The sequence below is a fragment of the Longicatena sp. 210702-DFI.1.196 genome (genome assembly GCF_020563125.1).
In the GTDB taxonomy this organism is placed as follows: Bacteria; Bacillota_I; Bacilli_A; order Erysipelotrichales; family Erysipelotrichaceae; genus Longicatena; species Longicatena caecimuris.
Window position 1 is genome coordinate 1 of record NZ_JAJCPX010000042.1, and the last position, 22,834, is coordinate 22,834.

The window sequence follows — 22,834 nt, forward strand, 5'->3', positions numbered from 1 at the left end:
ATAACTACGCCCCGAGGGATTTTCACCCTAGATATGTGGCATGCCCGCCACACATAAAAAAGGCGTCCTATAAGACGCCAAGTCGTTTAATAGCCCATCTGCATCAATTTACGAAGACAATAACTTTCCTTCTGATAGCAACCGGCATCATGATAAAGATTTGCTAAATCTTCTAATAAAAAGCGATATAACTCACAGGTATCCATTTGATTCTTTTCCAATTGCTGAATGAGTTCTACCAAATAAGGTAAAACACTTGTCCCCTGTGCCATATGATACACATAAGTCAATAGCTGCTGCAATAAAGCATTGGTGTCTTGTTTTAAACGTTGTTTTAGCCATAGATATGCTTTTTCCATCTCATTTTCTTTTACACTGGCATAGGATATTAAAAAATAAAGATATTGCGGCTGATGATGTATCGTTATAGCCTTCTCACCTAATTGTATGACACTGTGATAATCTCTTACCATAAAGCGATTCATCACTAATTCATAATATGTTCGCTCAATAACGGCCGTATTCTTATACTGCTTTGCAAGCTTTAACGTATCCATTAGACGCTGCAAGGCAACATCATATTCCTTCATACGATTATAGCAGGCAGCTAAAGCACATTGCGTAGCCAACAGACGATTGATATTCCATTTCTTTTCTAATAACTCATATGCTTTTTTATAATATTCAATCGCTAATACGATTTCTCTACGATAGTAATACAAACGTCCATACATACTGTATAAGATTTCACGATGTTCTAATACCGATAAGCCATCCGCAAAGCATAAAGTATGCAAAGATTCTTCTAACTGTCCTGACAACATTTGGTAATATCCTTTATATAAATAATAGATAAATTGATGACGTGGTTCTAGAACGTCAATAAAATAACTGCATTGTTTTAATAGGCTTTGATACTTTTCTACAGCACCTTCATGAATAGCCACATACATCAGATGAATCAATAGATATTGCGGATATAAGATGGAATGTTCAAAATGTAAGGCTTCGATCTTTTGCATAAGCATCTGTTGCTCATCCTTTCGCATATAAATCAATGCAATAAAGGATTCTTCCAACAATTCCCGATACTTTTCCTGATGTTGAAATAAAGCTATAAAATCAATGTTCAGATAGTCGCAAATGCGCTTGATTGTATTCGGATGTGCTTCACTTTTTCCTTGTTCAATACTATGCAGCTGCATGCGGGTAAGGTTACAAGACAGACAAAGTGCGCCTGCATCTTTATGCTGCTGTTCTCGCTTAAAACGCAGATACGCTCCTATATATTCCATTTGCATATGCTTATTCCAACATCATGAATGGATAACCTGATTGATATACGATATTTATTTTCATACTACTCTCCTACTTCTATACGATTCGTAATGATCCACATCTCTTGCTCATGTAAAAGCATGTAAACAGGACCGTAATAACGATAATTTTTCTCTGCTTCTATTCAGGTGTCATCCCCCTTATCTTCTAACCAAGATAGCCCACATCTCGTATATTGCACGCGTGTATAACAGATATATCACAGATGATTCAAGTTTGCAAGGAAAAAGTGTGAGCTGTTTATCTACTGCCCACACTCCTGTATAATTATTTGTTTTGAATAAACAGATTACTTTAAAGCCGCGCTGGAAGTAAAGAAGGTTTTGTAACCAAGCGTCACAAAGATGACAACCGTAATAGCCGTACAGCCAAGGATGGCCAACATGATACCAATCTGATATTTAATAGCCGTGAGTGGGAAAGTTCCTGATAACATTTGTCCTGTCATCATTCCCGGTAAAGATACGATTCCCATCGTCATCATGTTATTCATGGTTGGCAAGATAGCACTGTCAAAGGCGTCATTGACCTCATCAAACGTTGCTACCTTACACGTTGCCCCTAACATCAGACTGTTTTCAATACGCTCACGATGATCTCGCATATTGGCGCACAGACGGTTTGCCCCAAGGGCAATCCCTGTCATACTATTGCCAATGATCATACCACTGATCGGTATGAAGTATTGTGGATTAAACCAAGGTTCTACCTGTAACACCAATAGCATAAAGACCACTGCCGTCACCAAATAACCGATGATCATGGAAAGAGCAACTAAGCGTTTTAATTCTTTTGACATGGAGTATTTAACGCGCTTTAACGCATTATAAACGGCAAAGCCTAACATGATGGCAAGCATACTTAATGTCAGCCACCAGCTGGGATGTTTGAATACATACAATAAGACAAATCCCATCAAGGTCAATTGAATAGTCATTCGTGTGGTCGCAATCAAAATCATCTTTTCGCGACGAATGCCTCTTGCCTTGAAAATAACCAACAAAACAAGCACAAACACATAGGCGATGGCTAAATTTAAAATAGAAAGATCCATAACTGTATTATTCATATACATACCCCCTACAGCCACCTTGGGCAAGTTCCAATAAACCATGAGGATAACGCTGTGCAATCTCAGAACTATGTGTCACCATAACCAGTTGCTTGTCATGTTCCTTCACAAAGGTTACTAAATTATCTATAACAAAGCTTTCTGTTTCCTTATCCATTGCACTGCTAGGCTCATCTGCCAAATATACATCGGCATCCATTAAAAGAACACGTGCTAAACATAGATGTTGTTTTTCTCCGCCTGACAGCTTTTCACAAGTATCATTGAGTTCCTTATGTAAACCGACCTTATCTAAATAAGCAAGCAAACGATTTTCATCAGCAAGCGGCTGTTCACTCAACCTTAAGCCGATTTGCAAATTGTCTGCAATTGTACCCGAATATAAAATAGGCGTCTGTCCCAACATGATGATCTTACGACGTAGTTTGATAGGATGCATTTCCTTGATATCTACGCCATTAAAATAAATGCTTCCTTCCTCTGCCTCATTCAGGCGGTTCAGCATTCTTAACAGTGTTGTTTTTCCACTTCCGCTGGGGCCAATCAGACATGTGATCTGACGATCAATCATCAGATGATCAATCTGTAAAATATGTTTAAATTTAAGCTTTTTGATTTCAAACATAATACCACTTCCTTTTCTTAAGGATAGCATAATTTTCCATATGCTTCCAATAGTATGCAAAATGTTTCGTACTTACTTTACAAACATATGGAGCAATTTAATCTAAAGATATCGGATGGATAATTTTTGCGCTATATTGAGAAAATAGGTATTGCGATTCATCACTTCATGATAGATTAAGAAAGTACGATAGCGAACAGGAAATGCTTCTAGAAACCTTACATTTTATTGGTATTTTTTATTCTTAAAATAAAGATTTAACATTTATATTGCTGTTACTATTACGAAAATTAACGTTTTTCTAATAGCTATGACCGCTTGCTTTATTATACTTCTTCTCATGTAATAGAAAAGAAATGCTATTTTGCGAACAGCACTTCCCTTCCTTCTGCATGTATTTGACTGTGTACAAAAACCTACCAATTGCCTTTATAGACATAAGTCAGATATTGCTTAGCTCCTTGAAGTAAGCGTTCTAGCAGCCGGATATCCGTAGTAGCATCCAATTGATGATAGTGTGGAAAATAGCGTGTGATATGTAGTGGTATATTTGTATCAATTTGGGCCAGCCATTCACATTGTTTCAGCATATCTGCGATTGCATCATTACGCCGGGGAACGATAAGCGAAGTTATTTCCACATGCGTATGGGCTGCAGCACAGCGAATCGTTTCTTTCACCTGTTCCAAATTACCGGCTAATTCCTCATAGATGTTATCTTGAAATCCTTTCAGATCAATATTCATTGCGTCAACATAGGGCAATAGCGCTAATAATTTGGTTGTTTCGATCATGCCATTACTGACAATGACAACTGCTAGATCTTTAGCTTTTGCTGCAACTGCGCAATCGAAAACATATTCATAGGAAATCAAAGGTTCATTATATGTAAAGGCAATACCAATGTTTCCATCTTTTCGTTTCGCACAAGCCAATTCAACAAGGGTTGCAGGTGAAATGGGATGATATGGTATCGTCTCGCTCATACTGATTTCATGATTTTGACAGAATGGGCAGCGCATATTACAGCCATAGCTGCCTATGGATAAGATATTAGAGCCGGGATGAAACCTTCGCAACGGTTTCTTTTCGATGGGATCTAAAGCCAATGAGGTAATCTTTCCATAGTTTTCACAAATTATTTTACCGTGTTTGACGATACGAGCTCGACAGAATCCGCGTTGTCCTTCCTTCAGTACACAATGATGAAAACAAAGATCACAAACGACATTCTTCATGACGTATCACCTCAAAGCGCTCTAAGGTGTAAGAAGCGTTTTCATCAATTCCTGCCTTATGTAAAGCAATTGCTACCTGTTGTTGTATCGTATCCACACCTTCCAGATCAGGTAACAACACGCCTTGATGATAGGCATCACTTACAATGATGCCATAACGTTTCACATCCAATTGGGCAAAGGATGTAATCTGCTCTGGCTCACATAACACATCCACATGATACACAAGGTGTGCAAGTTCTTCTTTTTGTACAGGAGGAAACCGCGGATCACGACTGCCGGCCGCAATCGCATTGGATATAATTTCCTGTGCGATATGTTCTTTTGTTGCTTGCAGCGTACCGATGCATCCACGTAGTTGTCCTTTTTCTTGTATGCTCACAAATACTGCCGCATGCTGTTGGCAAAGCGTTTTATCTTCTACCTCATCGTCTCTTAATATACGTCCTTCTTTGACATAGGTTTCCAGTGCCTTACGAGCCAGGGCTACATAGGGATCTTGCATTTTCATCCGAATAATTGCCGTTGCATAGCCTACCCCAAATGCTCCTTCATAAGATAAAAATTGACAATGCTCATATTGATGCTGAACTGCCCCCAACATCATCTGAAAAGCAGGTAGACCACATTGAGCACTTTTTTCACAAATATCATTAGGTAAAGTGGTAATATCGTTCAAAGCATCTGCTTTTAAAAGTTTTACAAAGGCCTCATCAAAGGCAGGCCCTTCTTTGGTATAGCCATAAGGTCCATCTTTCTTGAGCTTATGTGACAGATCGCCACTGGCTATGAGCACTACATCCTTCCCACAGGATGTTGCGGCTTTATATATGCATTCTCCAAATTGTATATGCGTATCTCTATCCAAACCGGATACAGCAATACGGACCATTTGAAAATCACGATATGCTTGTTCTATAAAGTAAAGTGGTACCATCGTACCATGATCTAATACAGGTTCCTGATTCCCCAGGGTACCAGCCGGCAAATGAGCCTTTTGGGCCAGGGAACAAAGGACATTGATGAAATCCACATCATAATGTTCATGAAATTGCACCTGTTCACAGCCAAATGCACGCATATCACCATACGCTTGTTCTCCATCGGAAATATGAATATAATCCATATAGGCCGGTGCATGCGGTGAGCATATCACGATTGTTTGTGGACGAATACGGGCGATATCTTTTGCAATCGTTTCATAGCCTTGCCTTGTGAGACTGATTTTTTCTTCCTCTTTCTTTCCTATTTCGGGAAGCAGAATGGGTGGATGTGGCACGATATAAGCAGCTTTCAACATAAAAATCACCTTTCTTTTTAACAACTTATCGTTGTTTTTGATACACTCATTATACCACTATCTAAGAATTAACTTATAATAGTTTATTGTTTTAAGATTCGGATCCAGAGGATGATCAATATCTTTCCAATTGCCTATTTTTCATATTCTTTAGCATTCCCATTAGGTAATGTTCATCCTGATTACGTGATAGAAACATTCACATCCATTCTCGCTATTACGCTAAGGCTTTCATCTTGTGCTCATTACGCAAAACATACACCCCTCTTATGCGAAAGACATGCTTTACCAAAGTTGATTTTCATGCGTATGTTAGATACAATAGTCAAAGAATGTTACAAGAGAACGCATTCGTAAAAGACATCTAAATTTTATGAATGAATGTATTGAACAAGTTAAGAGATATTGCATTGGAAAGAACTTGCTAAGTTAATGAACTTAATTTCGGCCAGCATAAAGCCGAAAACAAACGCAAAGGAGAATGCCCTATGATTTTATATTTTTCAGGTACAGGAAATAGTGAATATGTAGCAAAACGAATAAGTAAAATGATTCAAGATGAGGTAATGAATCTTTTTGATAAATGTAAAGAAAAGGACAATGCAAAAGTAACCTCACAACGCCCATGGGTCATTGTTGTCCCAACATATGCATGGAGAATACCACGTATTGTCCATACGTGGATCAGGGAAACAAAGTTCACAGGAAATAAGAATATTTATTTTGTAATGACCTGTGGTGATAGTATCGGTAACGCAGGGAAATATCTTAAAAGATTGTGTGCTGAAAAGAACATGAATTACTATGGCTGCATCAAGATCATCATGCCGGAAAACTATATCGCATTATTTACTACCCCAACAAAAGATAAAGCTTTGCAAATCATTGATCAGGCGGAAAGTATCATCGATCATACGGCTCTTACTATTAAAAAAGGAATGCCGTTGCCACATACAACAATATCTTTCATGGATAGAATAAAGAGTGGAATTGTAAATTATCTGTTTTATCCTGTTATGGTCCATGCAAAAAAATTTTATGCGAGTGATCATTGCATATCTTGTGGTCAATGTGTTAACGTATGCCCACTTAACAATATTCAATTGAAAAAGGGAAAACCGGTATGGGGAAAGCACTGTACGCATTGCATGGCATGTATCAATCGTTGTCCTAAAGAAGCGATTGAATATGGTAAACATAGCCTTGGATTACCGCGATATACTTGTGACAAAGATGTATAATGGTATCCATCCATATCCTATATAATGCTATACCCCCTATGCATAAAGCATAGGGGGTTCTTTCGGTATTCTTTATCGGTATTCTTTACTTACATTCATTTATTATAAATTCTGCAGCATGATGTTACAGCCATCCACAACACTGTGCAGCGCATTTTCAGCAACATATACCGGAATCATCAACTCATTGCGCATCAAGGTATCCAGATTTCTCAACAAGGCACCTCCACCTGTCAGCACCAATCCATGCTGAACAATATCAGATGCCAATTCTGGAGGAGTAACCTCAAGAATGGTCTTTGTGGCATGTACAATTTCTTGAAGGCTACCACGAATATAGCTTTCTACTTCATTGCTATTGATTTCTATAGCATGAGGAAGTCCAGTTTCCACATCACGTCCACTCACGGAAATGGTTTCCGCATCTTTTACGACCATCGCATTTCCGATCTTCTGTTTGATTTCTTCTGCTGTTTGTTCACCGATATACATCTTACGTTTTGATCGAACATTTTCAATGATATCCTGAGTAATACGATTTCCGGCTGTTTTGATTGATGTTGAACATACAATATCACCCAAAGACAATACGGCGATATCACTTGTTCCTCCCCCAATATCTAGTACCATATTACCACTTGCTTTACCAATATCTAAACCAGCTCCCACAGCCGCAACCTTTGGTTCCTCTTCTAAATAAACTTTCTTTGCTCCTGCACGATATGCACAATCACGAATCGCATTCTTTTCAACGGATGTTATCTTAGTCGGATGACAAATCAAAATAATGTTCTTTTTAAACATTCCTTTTAATTCACATTTCTTAAGAAAATAATTTAACATCATATCCGTTGCTTCAAAATCAGCGACCACCCCATCCTTCAATGGGCGAATACAAAGCATATTCTTAGGTGTACGTCCCAACATCTCTCTGGCATCTAATCCTGCCGCAATACATTTCTTGCTAGAGGCATCTACCGTTATGACAGATGGTTCATCTACGATGACACCCTTATTGTCTAAACAAATCAACAGATTGGTTGTCCCCAAGTCGATTCCAATTTTTCTTACCATTCCTTTACCCTTCCTTCATTTTGTATATGCACAACCTTAATTTTCCAATATTAATATACTACATACCTTATGAAAAAGCAAAATAACCTTATAAAATTACCGGTTTTCTTTTTCTGTTTTATGATGAAGGTACAAATTTACCAAAAAAGGTGGATCCGCCATGTTTATAACATAGTCAAAACCACCTGCTGAACACAATCCTTTTATTTATCATCCATCGTATAGGGCAAGATCTTATCACTGTCTAAAAGCTTTTCAAATTCACCCAAAGGCATTGGACGATAATAATAAAAGCCTTGTATATAGTCACAGCCTTCTGCTTCTACAAACCGTGCATATTCTTTTGTTTCCACACCTTCAGCCAAGACCTTGATTCCCTTGATTTTCGCAATGTCGATGATATTATGGATGACCCGTTTTCGCTGTTCACTCAACATGCCCTGAAAAAACAAACGATCTAGCTTAATAATATCAATGGCAGCATTCATTAACAAATCAAAGGAAGAAAAACCATTACCGAAATCATCTAAGGTACAAGTGAATCCTTCACTGCGGAAAATATCAATTATATCTTGTACCTGATCTTTTTTCTCAAAATGAATATCTTCGGTAAATTCAAATTCAATCAGATCTTTCGGTAAAGAATATTGGCGAAACGTCCCTAGATAATCTTGTAGAAAATCACCATCAAAAACGGTTAAATTGGTCACATTAAAACTGATTGGCACTACTGCCTTATGTTTCTTTATGCGCTGCTGAAGGAAAGCACACATCTTATCAAAGTGCTGTAAATCAATCATATATAAATCGCCATTTTTGGTAAAGGTAGACATAAATTCATTTAAGGGAACCATCGTCCCATCCTCTAATATCCACCGCATCAACAGCTCACCGCCACAGATTTTGTGTGTCTGCAGTTCTACCTTAGGTTGAATATAAATCTGAAACTGGTTAAGAAAGCGCGCCTGAGTAAGCTTTGTCGATAAGCGATAGGTCTTTAAATATTCTTGCACGACATCTTGCTGCGCCAATTCATAGCTGAAGGTCCGTCTGTCGTGATGTAATTGTTTTCGCGCAATGCCTGCCAATGTCTGTAACTTCGCAAAAGGTGGACATTCCTCATGCAATAAATATATGCCAAAAGAGGTATATAGATTTTTATGTAATCCTTCTATTCCATTTTCAAATACAGCATCTATGATATCCATCAGAAAAGAATCCAAGACATGCGTCTCATGATTATGTTCAACAAAGAAATCAAAGGTATCTGCATATCGTCTTGCGACATAGCCACGTCCTTTTAACTGTGTTTCTAAAAGCTGTTGCATACTGACTAATACATGATCACCAAAGGCACAACCATATTCGATGTTAATATAGCGAAATTGTTTGATATTCATTTCCACAAAAGCATATTCTTTTTCATCCTTCTGAATGATGGTTTCATAAATATGTTCTAACCATTCATTGGTATGCGAAACATGCCTTAGTTTATCTTTGTTTTTCATGACCATTACCCCTACTGTATGCTATCTATTATATACCATAATGTCACATGACAGTAATTTTTTTGATTCTTAATGAAAAAGAGCAGTTATTTATACGTAGCTGCCCTTAATACTTCTAAAAAAGGTTACAAAGACATGGAAATCTATCTTATCAATCTAATTCAAACTGTCCGGTATATAATTGATAATAACGTCCTTTTTGTTTTAATAGTTCTTCATGACTTCCACGTTCGATAATTTCTCCATGATCTAAGACCATGATGGCATCGGCATTGCGAACCGTAGATAAACGGTGGGCAATCACAAAGACGGTACGATTTTGCATTAATTTATCCATTCCTTGTTCAATCAGTTTTTCCGTACGTGTATCAATAGAGCTAGTTGCTTCATCTAAGATCAGAACTGGAGGATTAGCGATTGCTGCTCTGGCAATCGCAAGCAATTGACGCTGTCCTTGTGATAAGTTTGCTCCATCTCCACTCAGCATCGTATGATATCCATCAGGAAGACGCTTAATAAAAGAATGAGCATTTGCCAGTTTTGCTGCCTCAATAATCTGATCCATGGTAGCATGTAGATTTCCATAGCGAATATTATCCGCAATCGTACCCGTAAACAGATGCGTATCCTGTAATACGATGGACATCGAACGACGTAAATCATCTTTGGCAATGAGCTTTACATCTATCCCATCATAGGTGATACTGCCACTTTCGATATCATAGAAGCGGTTGATCAAATTGGTGATGGTTGTCTTGCCGGCTCCGGTACTGCCCACAAAGGCAATTTTCTGTCCGGGTTTGGCATATAGGTTAATGTCTTTTAAGATCGTTACCCCTGGTTCATAGGCAAAAACAACATCATGGAAACGGACATCACCACGCAGCAATACAAGTTCAATTTCACCATCATGTGGATGTCGCCATGCCCAATGTCCTGTATATTCCTGACATTCCTGCATACTGCCATCGGCTAACAGACGGACCCGTGTAAGGGTTACTTCTCCATTATCTACCTCTTCACATTCTTCCATCATATCAAAAATACGCTCAGCACCTGCCATTGCGGCTAACATAAAGTTTAACTGTTGCGTGAATTGGTTGATTGGCAAAGCTGTTTGACGTACATATACCAAATATGCGGATAATGCCCCAAGGCCAAGATTTCCAGCGATTGCGAAGAAACCTCCAATACATGCGACAATTGCGTAGTTGAAATATGACAATGACACAACCGTTGGTATAGTTCTTCCAGAATAAGTCAGTGCTTCGGTAGCTGCACTGCGCAATGCTTCATTACGGCGTTCAAATTCTTCAAAGTTTGGTTCTTCATGATTAAATACTTTAACGACCTTAACACCATCAACCATTTCCTCGATAAACCCATTTAATTTTCCCATCGCTGCTTGCTGATGCGAAAAATAATACTTAGACTTTTTACTGTAATACTGAATCAGCAAATACATAATAATCATAAAAATCATAACAATACATGAAAGCTGCCAGTTTAAAATAAAGATGGCAATCAATGTACCGATTATCATGGTAAAGCTTTGGATAAGATTATCAAAGCAGTTATTCATTGCATCCTGTACCGTATCCAAATCGTTTGTAAAATGGCTCATAATATCCCCATGCGTATTTGAATCAAAGAAGCGTAATGGTAATTTCTGCATTTTCGCAAATAAATCCTGACGGATTTCCATAACGATCTTTTGTGAGGTATGCGTCATCAGCTGTTTGTAAATAGCCGTACATACAGCACCGCTGCCATACATCAAAGCCATAAACAGAATGGCCATGATTAAACCATCGTAATCATGAGGAACAATATAATTATCTATGATGGGTTGTAACATATAGGTGCCATATAGATTCGCTCCTGCACTGGCAATTACCAATACCCCAACAAACAACAAAGCAAAGCTATGATTTCCTAAATAATGCAGAAAGGTTTTTAAGGTTTTCCGCATATTTTGGGGTTTCTTTCCCGTAATCTGTTTAGCCATGGAAACCAGCTCCTTCCTGTTGTGAAGTATAAATTTCCTGATAAATGGCATCCTTTGCCAACAACTCTTCATGCGTGCCGATGGCATGAATACCTCCATCCTCTAAGATGATGATCTGATCCGCATGCATTACACTGGTGACCCGTTGCGCAATGATAATTTTTGTTGTGTCTTTTAAAGCTGCTAAGCCTTCTCGAATATGCGCTTCGGTTGCGGTATCCACAGCTGACGTGGAATCATCAAAAATTAAGACTTTAGGATGTTTCAGCAATGCTCTTGCTATGCAAAGACGCTGCTTTTGTCCACCAGATACATTAACACCGCCTTGCCCTAAATCACTTTCATATCCCTTAGGGAAATTAGGTAAGAACTCATTTACACAAGCAACCTCACACGCCCAGTCTAGCTCTTCATCATCCGCCTGCGCATTTCCCCATAACAGATTTTCACGAATCGTTCCGGAAAATAAAGTATTCTTTTGCAATACCATACCAATGGCATCACGTAAATGCTGTAAAGGATATGCTTTCACATTGCGTCCATCAATGGATACGATGCCATCTTCCACATCATATAAACGTGGTATCAACTGTACCAAGGTTGTTTTTGCCGAACCGGTACCTCCCAGAATACCGATGGTAGAACCGGCTGGAATATGCAGATTGATATCACGCAGCACATATTCTTCAGCATCTTTCTTATATTTGAAATACACATGAGAAAAATCAATCGTTCCATGTTCAATATAAGCATCAGCTCCTGCTTCATCATGGATATCCAATGGTTCATCCAGCACTTCAATAATACGTTCACAGCTGGCAAGTGATCGTGTCAACATCAAAAAGACATTGGAAATCATCATCAAAGAATTCAGTATCTGTAAAACATAACTTAAAAACCCGGTCAATTCCCCGACTTTCATCGTACCAACGAAAATCATATTTCCCCCAAACCAGAGAATACATAAAATGGTCGTATACATAACCACCTGAAACAATGGCAGATTCCATACAGAAGTCCGGAATGCTTTTTCACTTGCATAGCGTAATTGCTCATTGACCTTTTGGAATTTGGCCTTCTCATACGTGCCTCGCACATAGGATTTCACCACACGTATGGCAATCAGATTCTCTTGAACGATGGTATTTACCTTGTCGATGGATGCCTGCATCAAACGATATAAAGGACCTACCTTATGAATGATCAGAAATAAACCAAGGCCCAATATCGGGATTGCTATCAAGAATACGATGGCTAGATCTTTATTAATCGTAAAGGTTAAAATTAAAGCTGTCAGCAACATGACCGGTGAGCGAACAAAGGGCCGTATTCCATTGGAAATGGCTGTCTGCAAAATGGTAACATCACTAGTTAAACGGGTTATCAAAGAACTTGTAGAAAAATGGTCGGTATTCGCAAAAGAAAATTCCTGAACTTTCCTAAACTCATCTTTTCGCAATTCTGCTCCAAATCCTTGCCCTGCCGTTGCCGCAAAGCGTGCATACAGCACCCCTAAAATCAGTGCCAGCAATGCACATGCAATCATCTTAGAGCCTTGTAACAAAATATATGTCTTATCTTGATTGGCAACCCCAACATCTATGATATCCGCCATTAATAAAGGAATGACCAACTCAAATACGGTTTCCGCAACCACACAGAAACAGCTTAGCCATAGATATTTGCGATACTTATGCATATAAGGAAACATACGTTTCAGCATAATCTTACCTCCTAATCTAACGTTTTATTGCTAAGATTGTGATACATACGGTTAAGAAACTGTTTAAATTGCTCCTGCTCTTCCTCACTAAAACCTTTCAATGACAATGCTTCCACTTCTTTACAATGGGCATTCCATTCTTGTAAAGCATGCTTGCCCTTTTCGGTAATGCATAATTTCAATGCGCGTTTATTTTTCGCATCAATTGTACGTATCAACATTTTTTTCTCTTCTAACGAAGTTAAAATACGGGAAACTGTAGCACATTCTACATCACACGCTTCGGCAATATCTTTCAGCATGCAATTCTCATTTCCTAAAACATAGCGTAAAACCTTCGGTTGTCCCGGAGAAAGCTCATAACTTTCCATATCTTTGCGAATTTGGTTGCGCTGTGCATGAAAAGTTTTAAATACCATAAGATAAAATGGCGTTTTCATTTCTTCACCCCCAATCATTAGCTTGCTAATTGTTAGCAAGCTAAATATAATACCAGGTACTTATCTTGTCAATATGAAATGCTCATTTTAAACAAAAAAAGTCAGTCTTATTGTGATATGAATACTTCTTAGTAGACAACGTAAATGAAGAAAACGTTGTTTACGAAAGGAGTGATCCTATCATTGTTAACCGACTTTTATAAACTCAAAGCTTTCCATAATTTTTACGATGAATATCGACGACAAGTGAGAAATCATCATCAAATTTAGCTAACAATGCCTCCATATCCTGACAGTGTAGCTTATACTCCATTTCTTCCCCATATAAAGGTAACAATTGATAAAAACGAATGAGTTTTCCGCTGCTTAAGCGCACACACGCCGGTTTCTTTTCGGCTTCTAATGCTTCAATCAGCCCAATCCCCTCAAATTGATTATTATCAGATAGCGTTGCACGATCGGATCCAGCCGCAATGGTATGACCATAACCGATCCATGTATGATAATCTATCGGCATCCGAGCGATTATTTTCAGCCAACGAAGTGGCCAATAATCATTTTCATCATTACTTTCGATGTTCCAATCTGCTGGAAGATAGATTAGCAATTCGGCATTGCGTAATTCATACGCAGCAAATTGCGATGGTACCTCCATATCATGCGCACCCATACCCATGGTGACAAGTTTATAATAAGGATCTGTTTCATTAGGAGCTATTATGGCAATATCCACATGAATATCCGGCGAAAAGATTTCGTGAAAAACATTTTCAAAAGGGCCGAAGGTTTTCTGAATATATGCTTCCAGCTCTTGGATTTCATTTTCTTCATATACTTCCAAAGGAACAAGCTGTTCCTGCTTTGCTTTATGTTTTTTAAAGAATCCCATGATCATACCTCCCATATACATATTATCAGTATAACACGGCTATGAAAAGTGCACAATTTTCTTTCTTAGGGATACTCCTCTTTATCTTCCATAGTAAAAAGATGTACCATGCTCATCTCATGATACATCCAAAGCGAAAGTTGTTATCTGTAAGTTATGTAAGAAGGGTTTACGATTTTAACAATCCGCCTTTAAGATATGGTAATACTATATTGATGTACGCTTGTTTTTTTCGGTGCTAAAGAAGCAATGCCATCTCGTTTACTAAAATCGCCTTCATAACCATAAAAGTCCGTATGACCGATCCATGGCTCCACACATAGGAAGGAAAGCTTTTTTTCCTTATGATATGGTGACCAGATTCCCACATGATCAAAGCCGGTAAAATCAACAGTTATTTTTGTTTGCTTTGTCAGTGAGCGAATATGCAATTTCGTTGATGCAGGATGGATAAATGCCAATGCCTCTTTTTGAAACAGATTTTTGCGTATGAAGAAACGTCGTTCTTCATGAAAGAAAGGTTGTTGTTTCTGTAGCAGCTGCCCACTTTCACATACCTCATAAATATTCATTGTTTCCGGTTTCTCAAATTCTACATAATAATCATCACAGGATTCATTCTCATCTAAAGGAATGCGGAACCCCGGATGTCCGGCATAATTATAATATAGAGTACGTGTATCATCATTAGAAATCGCTGCTGTTACAATGAGCTTATTATCGATCACTTCATAACGCAGACGCACGCGGCATTGATACGGATATTGTTTCATTGTTTCTTGTGTACTGGTGAACAAAAACTCCACATACGATTCTCCCTGCGCAAGAATGGGCAATGTTTCATACCGCAGGATGCCATTAGAACGCATGGAATAGGTTTTTCCATCCAGCTGATAGGATAAATTGTGTAGCTTTCCTATGACAGGAAAGACGACAGGAGCACTGCTGCCCCATATCGCCGCATCTCTTTGCCATAAATATTCCATTTGCTGTGGGATGCTATACAAGGAACGCATTTGTGCACCCAGTTCATCAATTTCTACCCGTAATTGTTTAGAGGCGATGCACACCATGGTTATAAATACACGACCTTTCCGCTTTCACAAGAATCATGTACCGCCTGTGCAATGCGCGTTGCCTGTAAACCATCATAAATAGAAGTTCTAAATGGACGGTCTGATAAAATATCAGCCACAAATTCCTGCATTGGTTCTAAACCAAAGCCACTGGCACTGTCTTGGGTAAAATTCATGAAGATATAATTAGGAATCGACTCTTTCTTATCCGTAAAGCTCTTAACACCACGATAGGATTCATTCTTAAAATATTTCTTTTCAGTTACGACAACAAGCTGTCCATCATTGGATTTAGGAAAAGTCACAGGCAGGATCCAGTTGTTTTCTACCGTCCAGTTGCTGCCATCTTTCATCGTCAAGATTGCCTGTATGTTATCATATGTCTGATAACCTTCCTTTTTCAATACTTCCTTATTGCCGACTGCATATACTTTTTCTACTTCACTGTCTGTTATATAACGAATTAAATCATAACAATGTACCCCTAGAAACCAGGCAGGAGACGATTTATCTGTCCAAGTAAACCACTTTCTAGGTACATCAATGATATCATCCAGCGCCATATAGCCACGGATAAAGGTATCCTCATCTTTTTTGATTTCATCACGGATGGCATTATAGGCAGGATCCCAACGCTTATGAAAATCTACCGAAATCTTAACTCCGTGTTTTTCAGCTAAGGCAATTAATTCTTCACATTCTTTTACACTGGTAGCCAGTGGTTTTTCAATAAACAAATACTTGATTCCGGCTTCCATGGCATCTTTGGCTGGTTCAAAATGATATGGATCCGGTGTTGCGATACTGATTGCATCTAACTGCTCCTGCGCAATCATTTCTTTTACGGTTTTATAACCGGTTATCTGATATTTATCAGCCGTGGCTATTCTGCGTTCTTCATTCAAATCACAAAATACCACACGTTCAACATTTTTATCACAGCAATAGGTATGGATATGATAATTTCCATAAATACCTGCACCTACTACACCAATCGTTAATTTTTTCATTTTTTTAACACTCCTTATAAGGATTCTATCCCAATTGTTTCTTCAAATTTTGCGTCTTCTTTCGCATAATATTTTTCCAAGGCCTTACCACCGAAGATGACTGCTACATCAATGACAATCAAGGCAATAGCGCCAACCACCGGTATTTCCGCTAATAAGGTTGGAATTAAAATAAACAGATTTCCTAAAGCCATCGTAGTTGCCTGCTGATTTTGTGCTACCAGTGTCAGATTTGCATTGTGTGCCAGCTCTGTAAACATAGGGGCAGCCCAACTGGAAATCCATAACACGATTGGAATAAAGATCAAGCTGGATACAATCGTTCTTCTGCGATTTGCGCGATGTACAATCGTCGCAAAGCAAACATAGAAAGCCGCAAACGGTACTTCTCCTAGTGGCAATGTCGTATTTCCCGGTAACACCGCCGCTACGATCATAAAGACAGGAATCATTAAGAAACCAACAGATATTGTCACCGGATGTCCGATGGTAACAGCAGAATCTAAGCCGATATACAATTCACGGTCCGCAAAATGCTTGGTGAAGAATTGCTTTGCTTGATTGGAAATCGGTATTAAACCATTTACCAGCATTTTAACCATCGTTGGGAATAATTCCATCAAGGCTGCTGTTTTAATCGTTACATCGGCAATTCCCTTAAAATCATAGCCGGCTACGATACCAAAGAACATACCCATGATCAATCCCAAATAAATACGTTCTCCAAAGATAGCTCCGATATAATGGCCAATTCCTTTTTTGGTTTCTTCTTCATACTCTTCTTCCATCTTGCGATGTGCTAAGAAAGGAATATGATCATAAACTTTATCTAACAGCAGGAACAAAGGCGCACTAGCTGCCGCAAAGCCATGTGGAATGGCAATTGCTTCAATACCGATGATTTGCTGGGTACGATGCGCCATGATATCCGCAACCTTTAAGCCTAAGATGGCATGAGTGACACCGGCTAAAATAGCTAACCAGAAGCTACCTGTTAAAATCTGTACAAAACCTGCTGTTATGGCAAAGTACCAGAAGTTATATACATCGACATTTACCGTATTGGTAAGCTTTAAGGCAACCATTACGATATTTACGAATATGATAATAACGATCAGTGATGCTCCTAACAACCCACCAAAGCCTACGGCTGCTGCCGGTGAACCACCGACATCGATTGCCGTCAAATTTAGATTTAAGACCTTTACCATCTCATTAATGACTGGGCCTAAAGATTGTGATGTTAGCGTAGATACGATACTGACACCGACCAAGCCAACACCAACCGTTGCCCCGGCACGCAGAGCTTTGGGAAACTTCAAACCAAACAATAAACCAATCAGACACATGAGCATAGGGACAAAGATATAGCTTCCCAGATCTACAATGTAACTGATGACATCCATTACAACTTGCATACGTAACTCCTTTCTATCCTTGCAAGATTTCCAGCATTTTTGCGGTTACTTCATCTTCATTTACACCTGATAAATAAGCACTGCCGGAAAGTACAGGTGAATGATATTTCTTTCTGACACGCATGGTCGTTATAATCAAATCCACGCTGCCATCGTAATTATCAACTTCTGTTAACGTACATTGCATTGTTTGAAAAGCAATGCCTTTTTGTTTTAAGATTGCTTCCACCTTATCTTTTACCATGCTTGAGGTTGCCAAGCCTGCACCACAAGCAATTACGATTTTTTTCATCTCTATATCCTCTTTTCTGCTTCTTAAGCTTGTTGCTGCACATACCCATTCAACATATCACAGATTGCCTGCGAAGAATGTGTTGCCAGCATCTTTTGCAACATCGTTTCTTCTTGAAACAATCCCATTAAGATCTTCAGCATTTCCAACTGTTCATGCGCTTGCCCAACAGCTAACAGAAAGATAATATGGACATTTAGACTTTCTTCCATATCTTCCATGTTGTGAAAACTGACAGCATCTTTCAGAATGCCGATTGCCACATGTGAATCTTTGATACGCTCATCAAACGCATGGGGCATAGCAATCGCCGCACCTTTTGTCTGTAGACCTGTTGGATACTGCTGTTCCCTTTCCAGTACCAGCCCGGCGTAATCATCCTGCACACAACCTTCTTTCCTCAATAGTGTCACAAGTGATGTGATGGCTTCTTTTTGATTAACAGCCTCCAAATCCGTTTTAACCAGTTCTGGAACAAATTGAAATTTCATATATTCTCACCCCATCTTTCTACACCTTAGCTTCATACTGCAGGAAAATGTCATACAACGCTTCTGGTGTTGTACATTCCATCACCTGCTTGACAGTCTGATTGTCACTCACGATATACGCTAACTTTTGCAACATTTGTAAATGTGAGCGAGAATCTGTCGGTGCTAAGATCAGCAGTAGCTTTACCGGCACCTTTTGTTCATCAAAATAAAATGGTTTTTGTGCCAAGACAATCGAAACAGCATTTCTTATTACTCCTTGTTCCGGTCTGGCATGTGGTAGGATAACATAAGGTGAAACAATAAAACTCGTACCAAAGTGTTTTACGTTATCGATGACTGCCTTAAGATATTGTTCCTTTACATCACCGTGAAGAATTAATCTTTGTATCCCTAAGGTTACTGCCTCTTGCCAATCCTTTACCTGTGATACGATTTGTATATTCGCAAGCTGAATACTTTCTTCTTTCACCTTATCCACTCCTTTTTTGTAAGACATGCATCTCTTTACGTTGCCATTATAACAACCATGCAAGATACGAAAAAGTCCAAGCCGACTGAACTTCATTGTGCAATCACTTGGACTCCTTTTTTTATTTTAATACCTTATTGCATATTGGATAATTTCTTTAATCCTTCTAATACAGCTAGCGTATCGTCCATCTTAAGAAGCTGATCTACTAAAGCTGTATCATTTGCCAAACGCATGATATCGCGTAAGAGATGCAAATGTTTATCCTGATCAGGATTGGATAATACAAAGAGAAAATGCACGTTGGCATCATCTTCAAACGTAATGCTTTGTTTATTGATAAGCAGTGATAATCCTAAAGCATTTGCCCCTTGCTCAGGATTGGCATGGGCAATTGCCACACCATTCGCCAATACGATGTAGGGACCATAATCATATAATAAATCAATCATCGCTTGTACATAACTCTTCTTGATGATTGCCCTATGCAACAATGGCTCACTGGCCTTATGGATCGCCTGTTGCCACTCCATTGGTTCATCCAAGATCTGGATGGTCTGCTGTTTTAAAGCATCAAAGATACGCAATTGTTCTTCCTCTTCTACATGTACCAACACATTGCCATTACGCAAATATGCTACGACATCCCGCTGTAATTGAGGCATTTGTGCTTCCTCTACATATTTTCGCAATACATCAAATAACCCATTCACTTGTTTGCGATCCATCGTATAAGATTCATAATTCAACATCATCATCGAGGCGATACGCGATTTATCCTCTTGTGTTAAAATCGTATTTACTCGTATCCAAGGTACTTCACTGGTAAGGGTTATGGTGGATACAATAAAATCCACTTCATCCTCAAACTGCGCTAGATTCGCTGCTGAGGTCGTTGCCACGACATCCACATTGGAATATAAATCTTCAATTTCCCTGCGTAATAGCGTTGAAGTCGAAATACCACTTGGACAAACCACCAATACTTTGATACGGCGATAAAACTTACCGCCTCCTTTACGCAGATGTCCGCCAAAATGCATGGTAATATACACCAATTCACTTTCCATAACGGGGAAAGGAAAAGCTTTTGCCATATCTTGACATATCATGGAAATCATCGCATAAATATCCGCATAATGCTCTTTTACTTCCTGTATCATAGGATTTACTACCTGAATAGATAAACGGTAATAATACATAGATAATTTGAAGTGCAGATAAAGGGAATTGATCAAGCCGTTCTTATCAACCAACTGCAGACATGCCATGCGTTCAAAGGCATCACTCATCCGTTGTGCCAATTCAAACAAACGAATATCATTTTCATCATCCTCTACCTGTAAGGCTTCCCCAGCCTTAGAGCCTAACAGATGTACCGCCAAATACAAGCGTTCATGTACATGAAAATCTTGAAAGTATGTATCAATCAGATTCAATTCCTTTGTTTCCGCTAAATTTTTCAACTCCAATAAAGAGAAATCAAATTCATCATGCGTGTAATGAATGATTCCCAGCAGGCAGGAAATGGATAGTAGATTAGCATTATCAAATTCATTTCCCATTTCAGCTGAGATACGCAATAAGCGCTCATAAAAATCTTCTACTTCCCCCACATTCAGGAAGCTCAAGCTGCGATAATGCACACGATGTAACAACATCTTTAAACTGTATAAAAGAACAGCTCGTTTATGCAATGCCTTACCGGTTATGAAATACCCTTGTTTTAAATCAAATTCTAGCTGTAAATCATAATGAGACAGTTCATGTTTCAGTCCCTTAAGATCATTAAAAACCGAATTGCGTGATATATCCAAGGTTTGTATGATATCTTCTATGTGAATCGGTTTTGTTGGATACATCATCCAACAGATAAGATAAAAAATACGTTCTTTAGGGCGCAGGAAATGATCCTGTTGTTGTTCTAAAAAAGGCTTCAGCTGCAGCTTTTGTGTTTCACTCATCACATAGCCTTTCCCACGTATATTCGAAATAGGTTCCATATGCAGTTGGGCAAATAGTTCATTTACTTTATTGACGATATAATATACACTGCGTCTGCTCATATTTAATTGCTTTTGTAGCATCATCATAGATATCGGCGCATCAGCGTTTAACAGGATTTCCATAAAATCCTTCTGCTTGGGTTCTAAGGATATGGTTAACATCTCACACAGCACCTGCTTTCTGCTGTTTGATGATACAATGTTCAATATGTTTCAATAATTTAATACCACGTTTTTGGGCATCTTTTGCTAATAACGTATCTCTGAAAAAGCGATGTTTCAGCTGATAGGCATCTTTCAGCTGATAATTTTCTTCATAGGTTACGGCAATCGTGCCGGCATCCATCACTTCAATGTCGTAAGATACGATCGTGATATCCATCTGGCTTGTAAAGCTTGCACAGTAACGACGATTGGGAATGCAGTCTAAGATTTTTACAATCACTTCGGCATTCTTCGTGCTGCGCTTAGGCAAGCGTTTGGTATAGGAATATCCTTTTTCTAATATTGCCATGCGCACTTTTTTCTTTGTTTCTTTTTGAATATCTGCACAAATCGATGTCATAATCTCCGCAAAAAAAGCTTCTGCGGACACTTGCAGATGTTGTCTTACTTTCATAATGTATCCTCCTTCAGTATAGAGATGCAAGTTCTATCGGGAGTGTATCAAATTATATAACAAATGAAAGCGGTTGTAAATAATTCATAACCTGTATATTTAAGATAATATTTTATTATTCTATACATAAAATGCGTAAAAAAGGGCTGATTATATCAATCTTGCCCTTATTTTACAATAACTTTAATTGTTTTCTTTAAACCGTGAATCTTCGCATATACATAAGCCGTCCCTTTTTTCATCCCGGTGATCTTTCCGCTGCTGGATACGGTTGCGATTGCCTTATTGCTGGAAGACCAACTTACTTTTCCACCAGGTACTGCTGTAGCTTTCACCGTATAAGATTTCTTCCTATAGATGCTTACGCTTGCCTTACTTACCTTCAATGTCGGATTTTTCACCGTTAGTACACAATTCACCTTTTTCCCAAAAGCGGTTGCGGATATGGTTACTTTACCTGCTTTTTTAAGCTTTACCATACCTTTACTATCCACCGTCGCAATTTTTGTATTACTGCTTTTCCAAGATATTTTCGTACGATAAGAGGTTGTTGCTTTTAAGGTATAACTTTTTCCAGCATAAGCAGTTGCTTTGCTTTTATTTAATGTAATTGTCGGATTTTTCACCGTTACTTTACACTTTACGCTTTTTCCATAAGCATTCGCATAAATATATGCCGTTCCTGCTTTCTTACCAGTGACATCACCAGTGGAACTTACGGTCGCAATTGATGAATTACTGCTCTTCCATGTGACCTTGGTACGATAGGAAGTCGTGGCCTTTAAGGTCGTTGTTTTCCCTTTATAAATTGAACTGCTGCTCTTATTTAACTTTAAAGCCGGCTCTTTTATCGTAAGTTTATATTTCACACTTTTTCCATAAGCATTCGCATAAATATATACCGTTCCTGCTTTTTTACCAGTGACAACACCACTGGAGCTTACGGTCGCAATCGATGGTTTACTGCTCTTCCATGTGACCTTGGTACTATACG

Annotated in this window: 21 protein-coding genes; 1 reads left to right on the forward strand and 20 read right to left on the reverse strand. The window is 38.6% G+C overall.

Translation table 11 applies throughout. The features are described 5' to 3' along the window. Positions 1 to 86: 86 nt before the first annotated feature. The 5 genes from LI241_RS13575 to amrA all read right to left on the reverse strand — a co-directional run bounded on the left by LI241_RS13575 (position 87) and on the right by amrA (position 5,573). Positions 87 to 1,295: a helix-turn-helix domain-containing protein gene (locus tag LI241_RS13575; RefSeq protein WP_226906247.1), complete on the reverse strand. Its 1,209-nt coding sequence runs from the start codon at positions 1,293 to 1,295 to the stop codon at positions 87 to 89. A 332-nt stretch (positions 1,296 to 1,627) separates the two neighbouring features. Beyond that, a complete protein-coding gene (gene fetB, locus LI241_RS13580) occupies positions 1,628 to 2,407 on the reverse strand; it encodes an iron export ABC transporter permease subunit FetB (protein WP_008689896.1) in 780 nt (259 codons plus the stop codon). After that, positions 2,400 to 3,035 (reverse strand): ATP-binding cassette domain-containing protein, encoded by a 636-nt coding sequence (locus tag LI241_RS13585; RefSeq protein WP_227151368.1) that lies wholly within the window; start codon positions 3,033 to 3,035, stop codon positions 2,400 to 2,402. The genes fetB and LI241_RS13585 overlap by 8 nt, the downstream gene beginning before the upstream one ends. Positions 3,036 to 3,451: 416 nt before the next feature. Then, positions 3,452 to 4,273 (reverse strand): AmmeMemoRadiSam system radical SAM enzyme, encoded by an 822-nt coding sequence (amrS, locus tag LI241_RS13590; protein WP_008689898.1) that lies wholly within the window; start codon positions 4,271 to 4,273, stop codon positions 3,452 to 3,454. Next, the gene (amrA, locus tag LI241_RS13595; protein WP_008689899.1) at positions 4,254 to 5,573 is read right to left on the reverse strand and encodes an AmmeMemoRadiSam system protein A; all 1,320 of its coding nucleotides are present in this window, start codon (positions 5,571 to 5,573) and stop codon (positions 4,254 to 4,256) included. Before amrA ends, amrS begins: the two co-directional genes overlap by 20 nt. 488 nt (positions 5,574 to 6,061) lie before the next feature. Between amrA and LI241_RS13600 the strand changes: the two genes are divergently transcribed. Continuing rightward, positions 6,062 to 6,814 (forward strand): EFR1 family ferrodoxin, encoded by a 753-nt coding sequence (locus LI241_RS13600; protein ID WP_008689900.1) that lies wholly within the window; start codon positions 6,062 to 6,064, stop codon positions 6,812 to 6,814. Between the two features lie 102 nt (positions 6,815 to 6,916). On the opposite strand, the gene LI241_RS13605 is transcribed toward LI241_RS13600, so the two are convergent. From LI241_RS13605 to LI241_RS13675, 15 genes are all read right to left on the reverse strand, one after another. Then, positions 6,917 to 7,888 carry a rod shape-determining protein gene (locus LI241_RS13605; RefSeq protein ID WP_008689901.1) on the reverse strand — a complete coding sequence of 324 codons (972 nt, stop codon included), beginning with the start codon at positions 7,886 to 7,888 and terminating at the stop codon, positions 6,917 to 6,919. A 203-nt stretch (positions 7,889 to 8,091) separates the two neighbouring features. Then, positions 8,092 to 9,396 (reverse strand): EAL domain-containing protein, encoded by a 1,305-nt coding sequence (locus LI241_RS13610; protein WP_008689902.1) that lies wholly within the window; start codon positions 9,394 to 9,396, stop codon positions 8,092 to 8,094. 151 nt (positions 9,397 to 9,547) lie between these two features. After that, positions 9,548 to 11,404, reverse strand: a complete 1,857-nt coding sequence (locus LI241_RS13615) for an ABC transporter ATP-binding protein (protein ID WP_008689903.1) — start codon at positions 11,402 to 11,404, stop codon at positions 9,548 to 9,550. Next, positions 11,397 to 13,127 (reverse strand): ABC transporter ATP-binding protein, encoded by a 1,731-nt coding sequence (locus tag LI241_RS13620; protein WP_008689904.1) that lies wholly within the window; start codon positions 13,125 to 13,127, stop codon positions 11,397 to 11,399. Before LI241_RS13620 ends, LI241_RS13615 begins: the two co-directional genes overlap by 8 nt. Positions 13,128 to 13,138: 11 nt before the next feature. Beyond that, complete coding sequence (locus LI241_RS13625) at positions 13,139 to 13,567, reverse strand: MarR family winged helix-turn-helix transcriptional regulator (RefSeq protein WP_008689905.1); 429 nt, start codon at positions 13,565 to 13,567, stop codon at positions 13,139 to 13,141. Between the two features lie 205 nt (positions 13,568 to 13,772). Next, positions 13,773 to 14,456 (reverse strand): suppressor of fused domain protein, encoded by a 684-nt coding sequence (locus LI241_RS13630; RefSeq protein WP_008689906.1) that lies wholly within the window; start codon positions 14,454 to 14,456, stop codon positions 13,773 to 13,775. A 191-nt stretch (positions 14,457 to 14,647) separates the two neighbouring features. Beyond that, entirely contained in the window at positions 14,648 to 15,529 is an 882-nt protein-coding gene (locus tag LI241_RS13635) for an aldose 1-epimerase family protein (RefSeq protein WP_008689907.1), read from the reverse strand. Between the two features lie 2 nt (positions 15,530 to 15,531). Continuing rightward, positions 15,532 to 16,542 carry a Gfo/Idh/MocA family protein gene (locus LI241_RS13640; protein WP_008689908.1) on the reverse strand — a complete coding sequence of 337 codons (1,011 nt, stop codon included), beginning with the start codon at positions 16,540 to 16,542 and terminating at the stop codon, positions 15,532 to 15,534. Positions 16,543 to 16,556: 14 nt separating this feature from the next. Continuing rightward, on the reverse strand, positions 16,557 to 17,960 hold the full coding sequence (locus LI241_RS13645; RefSeq protein WP_008689910.1) for a PTS transporter subunit IIC: 1,404 nt from the start codon (positions 17,958 to 17,960) through the stop codon (positions 16,557 to 16,559). Between the two features lie 13 nt (positions 17,961 to 17,973). Further along, positions 17,974 to 18,252 (reverse strand): PTS sugar transporter subunit IIB, encoded by a 279-nt coding sequence (locus LI241_RS13650; RefSeq protein ID WP_008689911.1) that lies wholly within the window; start codon positions 18,250 to 18,252, stop codon positions 17,974 to 17,976. Positions 18,253 to 18,275: 23 nt separating this feature from the next. Further along, the gene (locus LI241_RS13655) at positions 18,276 to 18,743 is read right to left on the reverse strand and encodes a PTS sugar transporter subunit IIA (protein WP_008689912.1); all 468 of its coding nucleotides are present in this window, start codon (positions 18,741 to 18,743) and stop codon (positions 18,276 to 18,278) included. 19 nt (positions 18,744 to 18,762) lie between these two features. After that, entirely contained in the window at positions 18,763 to 19,215 is a 453-nt protein-coding gene (locus tag LI241_RS13660; protein ID WP_008689913.1) for a PTS sugar transporter subunit IIA, read from the reverse strand. 134 nt (positions 19,216 to 19,349) lie between these two features. Then, positions 19,350 to 21,383, reverse strand: coding sequence for a BglG family transcription antiterminator (locus tag LI241_RS13665; protein WP_008689914.1), 2,034 nt, complete (start codon positions 21,381 to 21,383; stop codon positions 19,350 to 19,352). A 1-nt stretch (position 21,384) separates the two neighbouring features. After that, positions 21,385 to 21,840 (reverse strand): DUF3284 domain-containing protein, encoded by a 456-nt coding sequence (locus tag LI241_RS13670; protein ID WP_008689915.1) that lies wholly within the window; start codon positions 21,838 to 21,840, stop codon positions 21,385 to 21,387. A gap of 167 nt (positions 21,841 to 22,007) precedes the next feature. Beyond that, a partial coding sequence (locus tag LI241_RS13675) for an Ig-like domain-containing protein (RefSeq protein WP_227151370.1) occupies positions 22,008 to 22,834 on the reverse strand: 827 nt, incomplete at its 5' end.

What these genes read in the sequence shown, in the direction of transcription:
- LI241_RS13575 (WP_226906247.1), bottom strand. Translation starts at nt 1,295, where the DNA reads ATGGAATATATAGGAGCGTATCTGCGTTTTAAGCGAGAACAGCAGCAT.
- fetB (WP_008689896.1), bottom strand. Translation starts at nt 2,407, where the DNA reads ATGAATAATACAGTTATGGATCTTTCTATTTTAAATTTAGCCATCGCC.
- LI241_RS13585 (WP_227151368.1), bottom strand. Translation starts at nt 3,035, where the DNA reads ATGTTTGAAATCAAAAAGCTTAAATTTAAACATATTTTACAGATTGAT.
- amrS (WP_008689898.1), bottom strand. Translation starts at nt 4,273, where the DNA reads ATGAAGAATGTCGTTTGTGATCTTTGTTTTCATCATTGTGTACTGAAG.
- amrA (WP_008689899.1), bottom strand. Translation starts at nt 5,573, where the DNA reads ATGTTGAAAGCTGCTTATATCGTGCCACATCCACCCATTCTGCTTCCC.
- LI241_RS13600 (WP_008689900.1), top strand. Translation starts at nt 6,062, where the DNA reads ATGATTTTATATTTTTCAGGTACAGGAAATAGTGAATATGTAGCAAAA.
- LI241_RS13605 (WP_008689901.1), bottom strand. Translation starts at nt 7,888, where the DNA reads ATGGTAAGAAAAATTGGAATCGACTTGGGGACAACCAATCTGTTGATT.
- LI241_RS13610 (WP_008689902.1), bottom strand. Translation starts at nt 9,396, where the DNA reads ATGAAAAACAAAGATAAACTAAGGCATGTTTCGCATACCAATGAATGG.
- LI241_RS13615 (WP_008689903.1), bottom strand. Translation starts at nt 11,404, where the DNA reads ATGGCTAAACAGATTACGGGAAAGAAACCCCAAAATATGCGGAAAACC.
- LI241_RS13620 (WP_008689904.1), bottom strand. Translation starts at nt 13,127, where the DNA reads ATGCTGAAACGTATGTTTCCTTATATGCATAAGTATCGCAAATATCTA.
- LI241_RS13625 (WP_008689905.1), bottom strand. Translation starts at nt 13,567, where the DNA reads ATGAAAACGCCATTTTATCTTATGGTATTTAAAACTTTTCATGCACAG.
- LI241_RS13630 (WP_008689906.1), bottom strand. Translation starts at nt 14,456, where the DNA reads ATGGGATTCTTTAAAAAACATAAAGCAAAGCAGGAACAGCTTGTTCCT.
- LI241_RS13635 (WP_008689907.1), bottom strand. Translation starts at nt 15,529, where the DNA reads ATGGTGTGCATCGCCTCTAAACAATTACGGGTAGAAATTGATGAACTG.
- LI241_RS13640 (WP_008689908.1), bottom strand. Translation starts at nt 16,542, where the DNA reads ATGAAAAAATTAACGATTGGTGTAGTAGGTGCAGGTATTTATGGAAAT.
- LI241_RS13645 (WP_008689910.1), bottom strand. Translation starts at nt 17,960, where the DNA reads ATGCAAGTTGTAATGGATGTCATCAGTTACATTGTAGATCTGGGAAGC.
- LI241_RS13650 (WP_008689911.1), bottom strand. Translation starts at nt 18,252, where the DNA reads ATGAAAAAAATCGTAATTGCTTGTGGTGCAGGCTTGGCAACCTCAAGC.
- LI241_RS13655 (WP_008689912.1), bottom strand. Translation starts at nt 18,743, where the DNA reads ATGAAATTTCAATTTGTTCCAGAACTGGTTAAAACGGATTTGGAGGCT.
- LI241_RS13665 (WP_008689914.1), bottom strand. Translation starts at nt 21,383, where the DNA reads ATGTTAACCATATCCTTAGAACCCAAGCAGAAGGATTTTATGGAAATC.
- LI241_RS13670 (WP_008689915.1), bottom strand. Translation starts at nt 21,840, where the DNA reads ATGAAAGTAAGACAACATCTGCAAGTGTCCGCAGAAGCTTTTTTTGCG.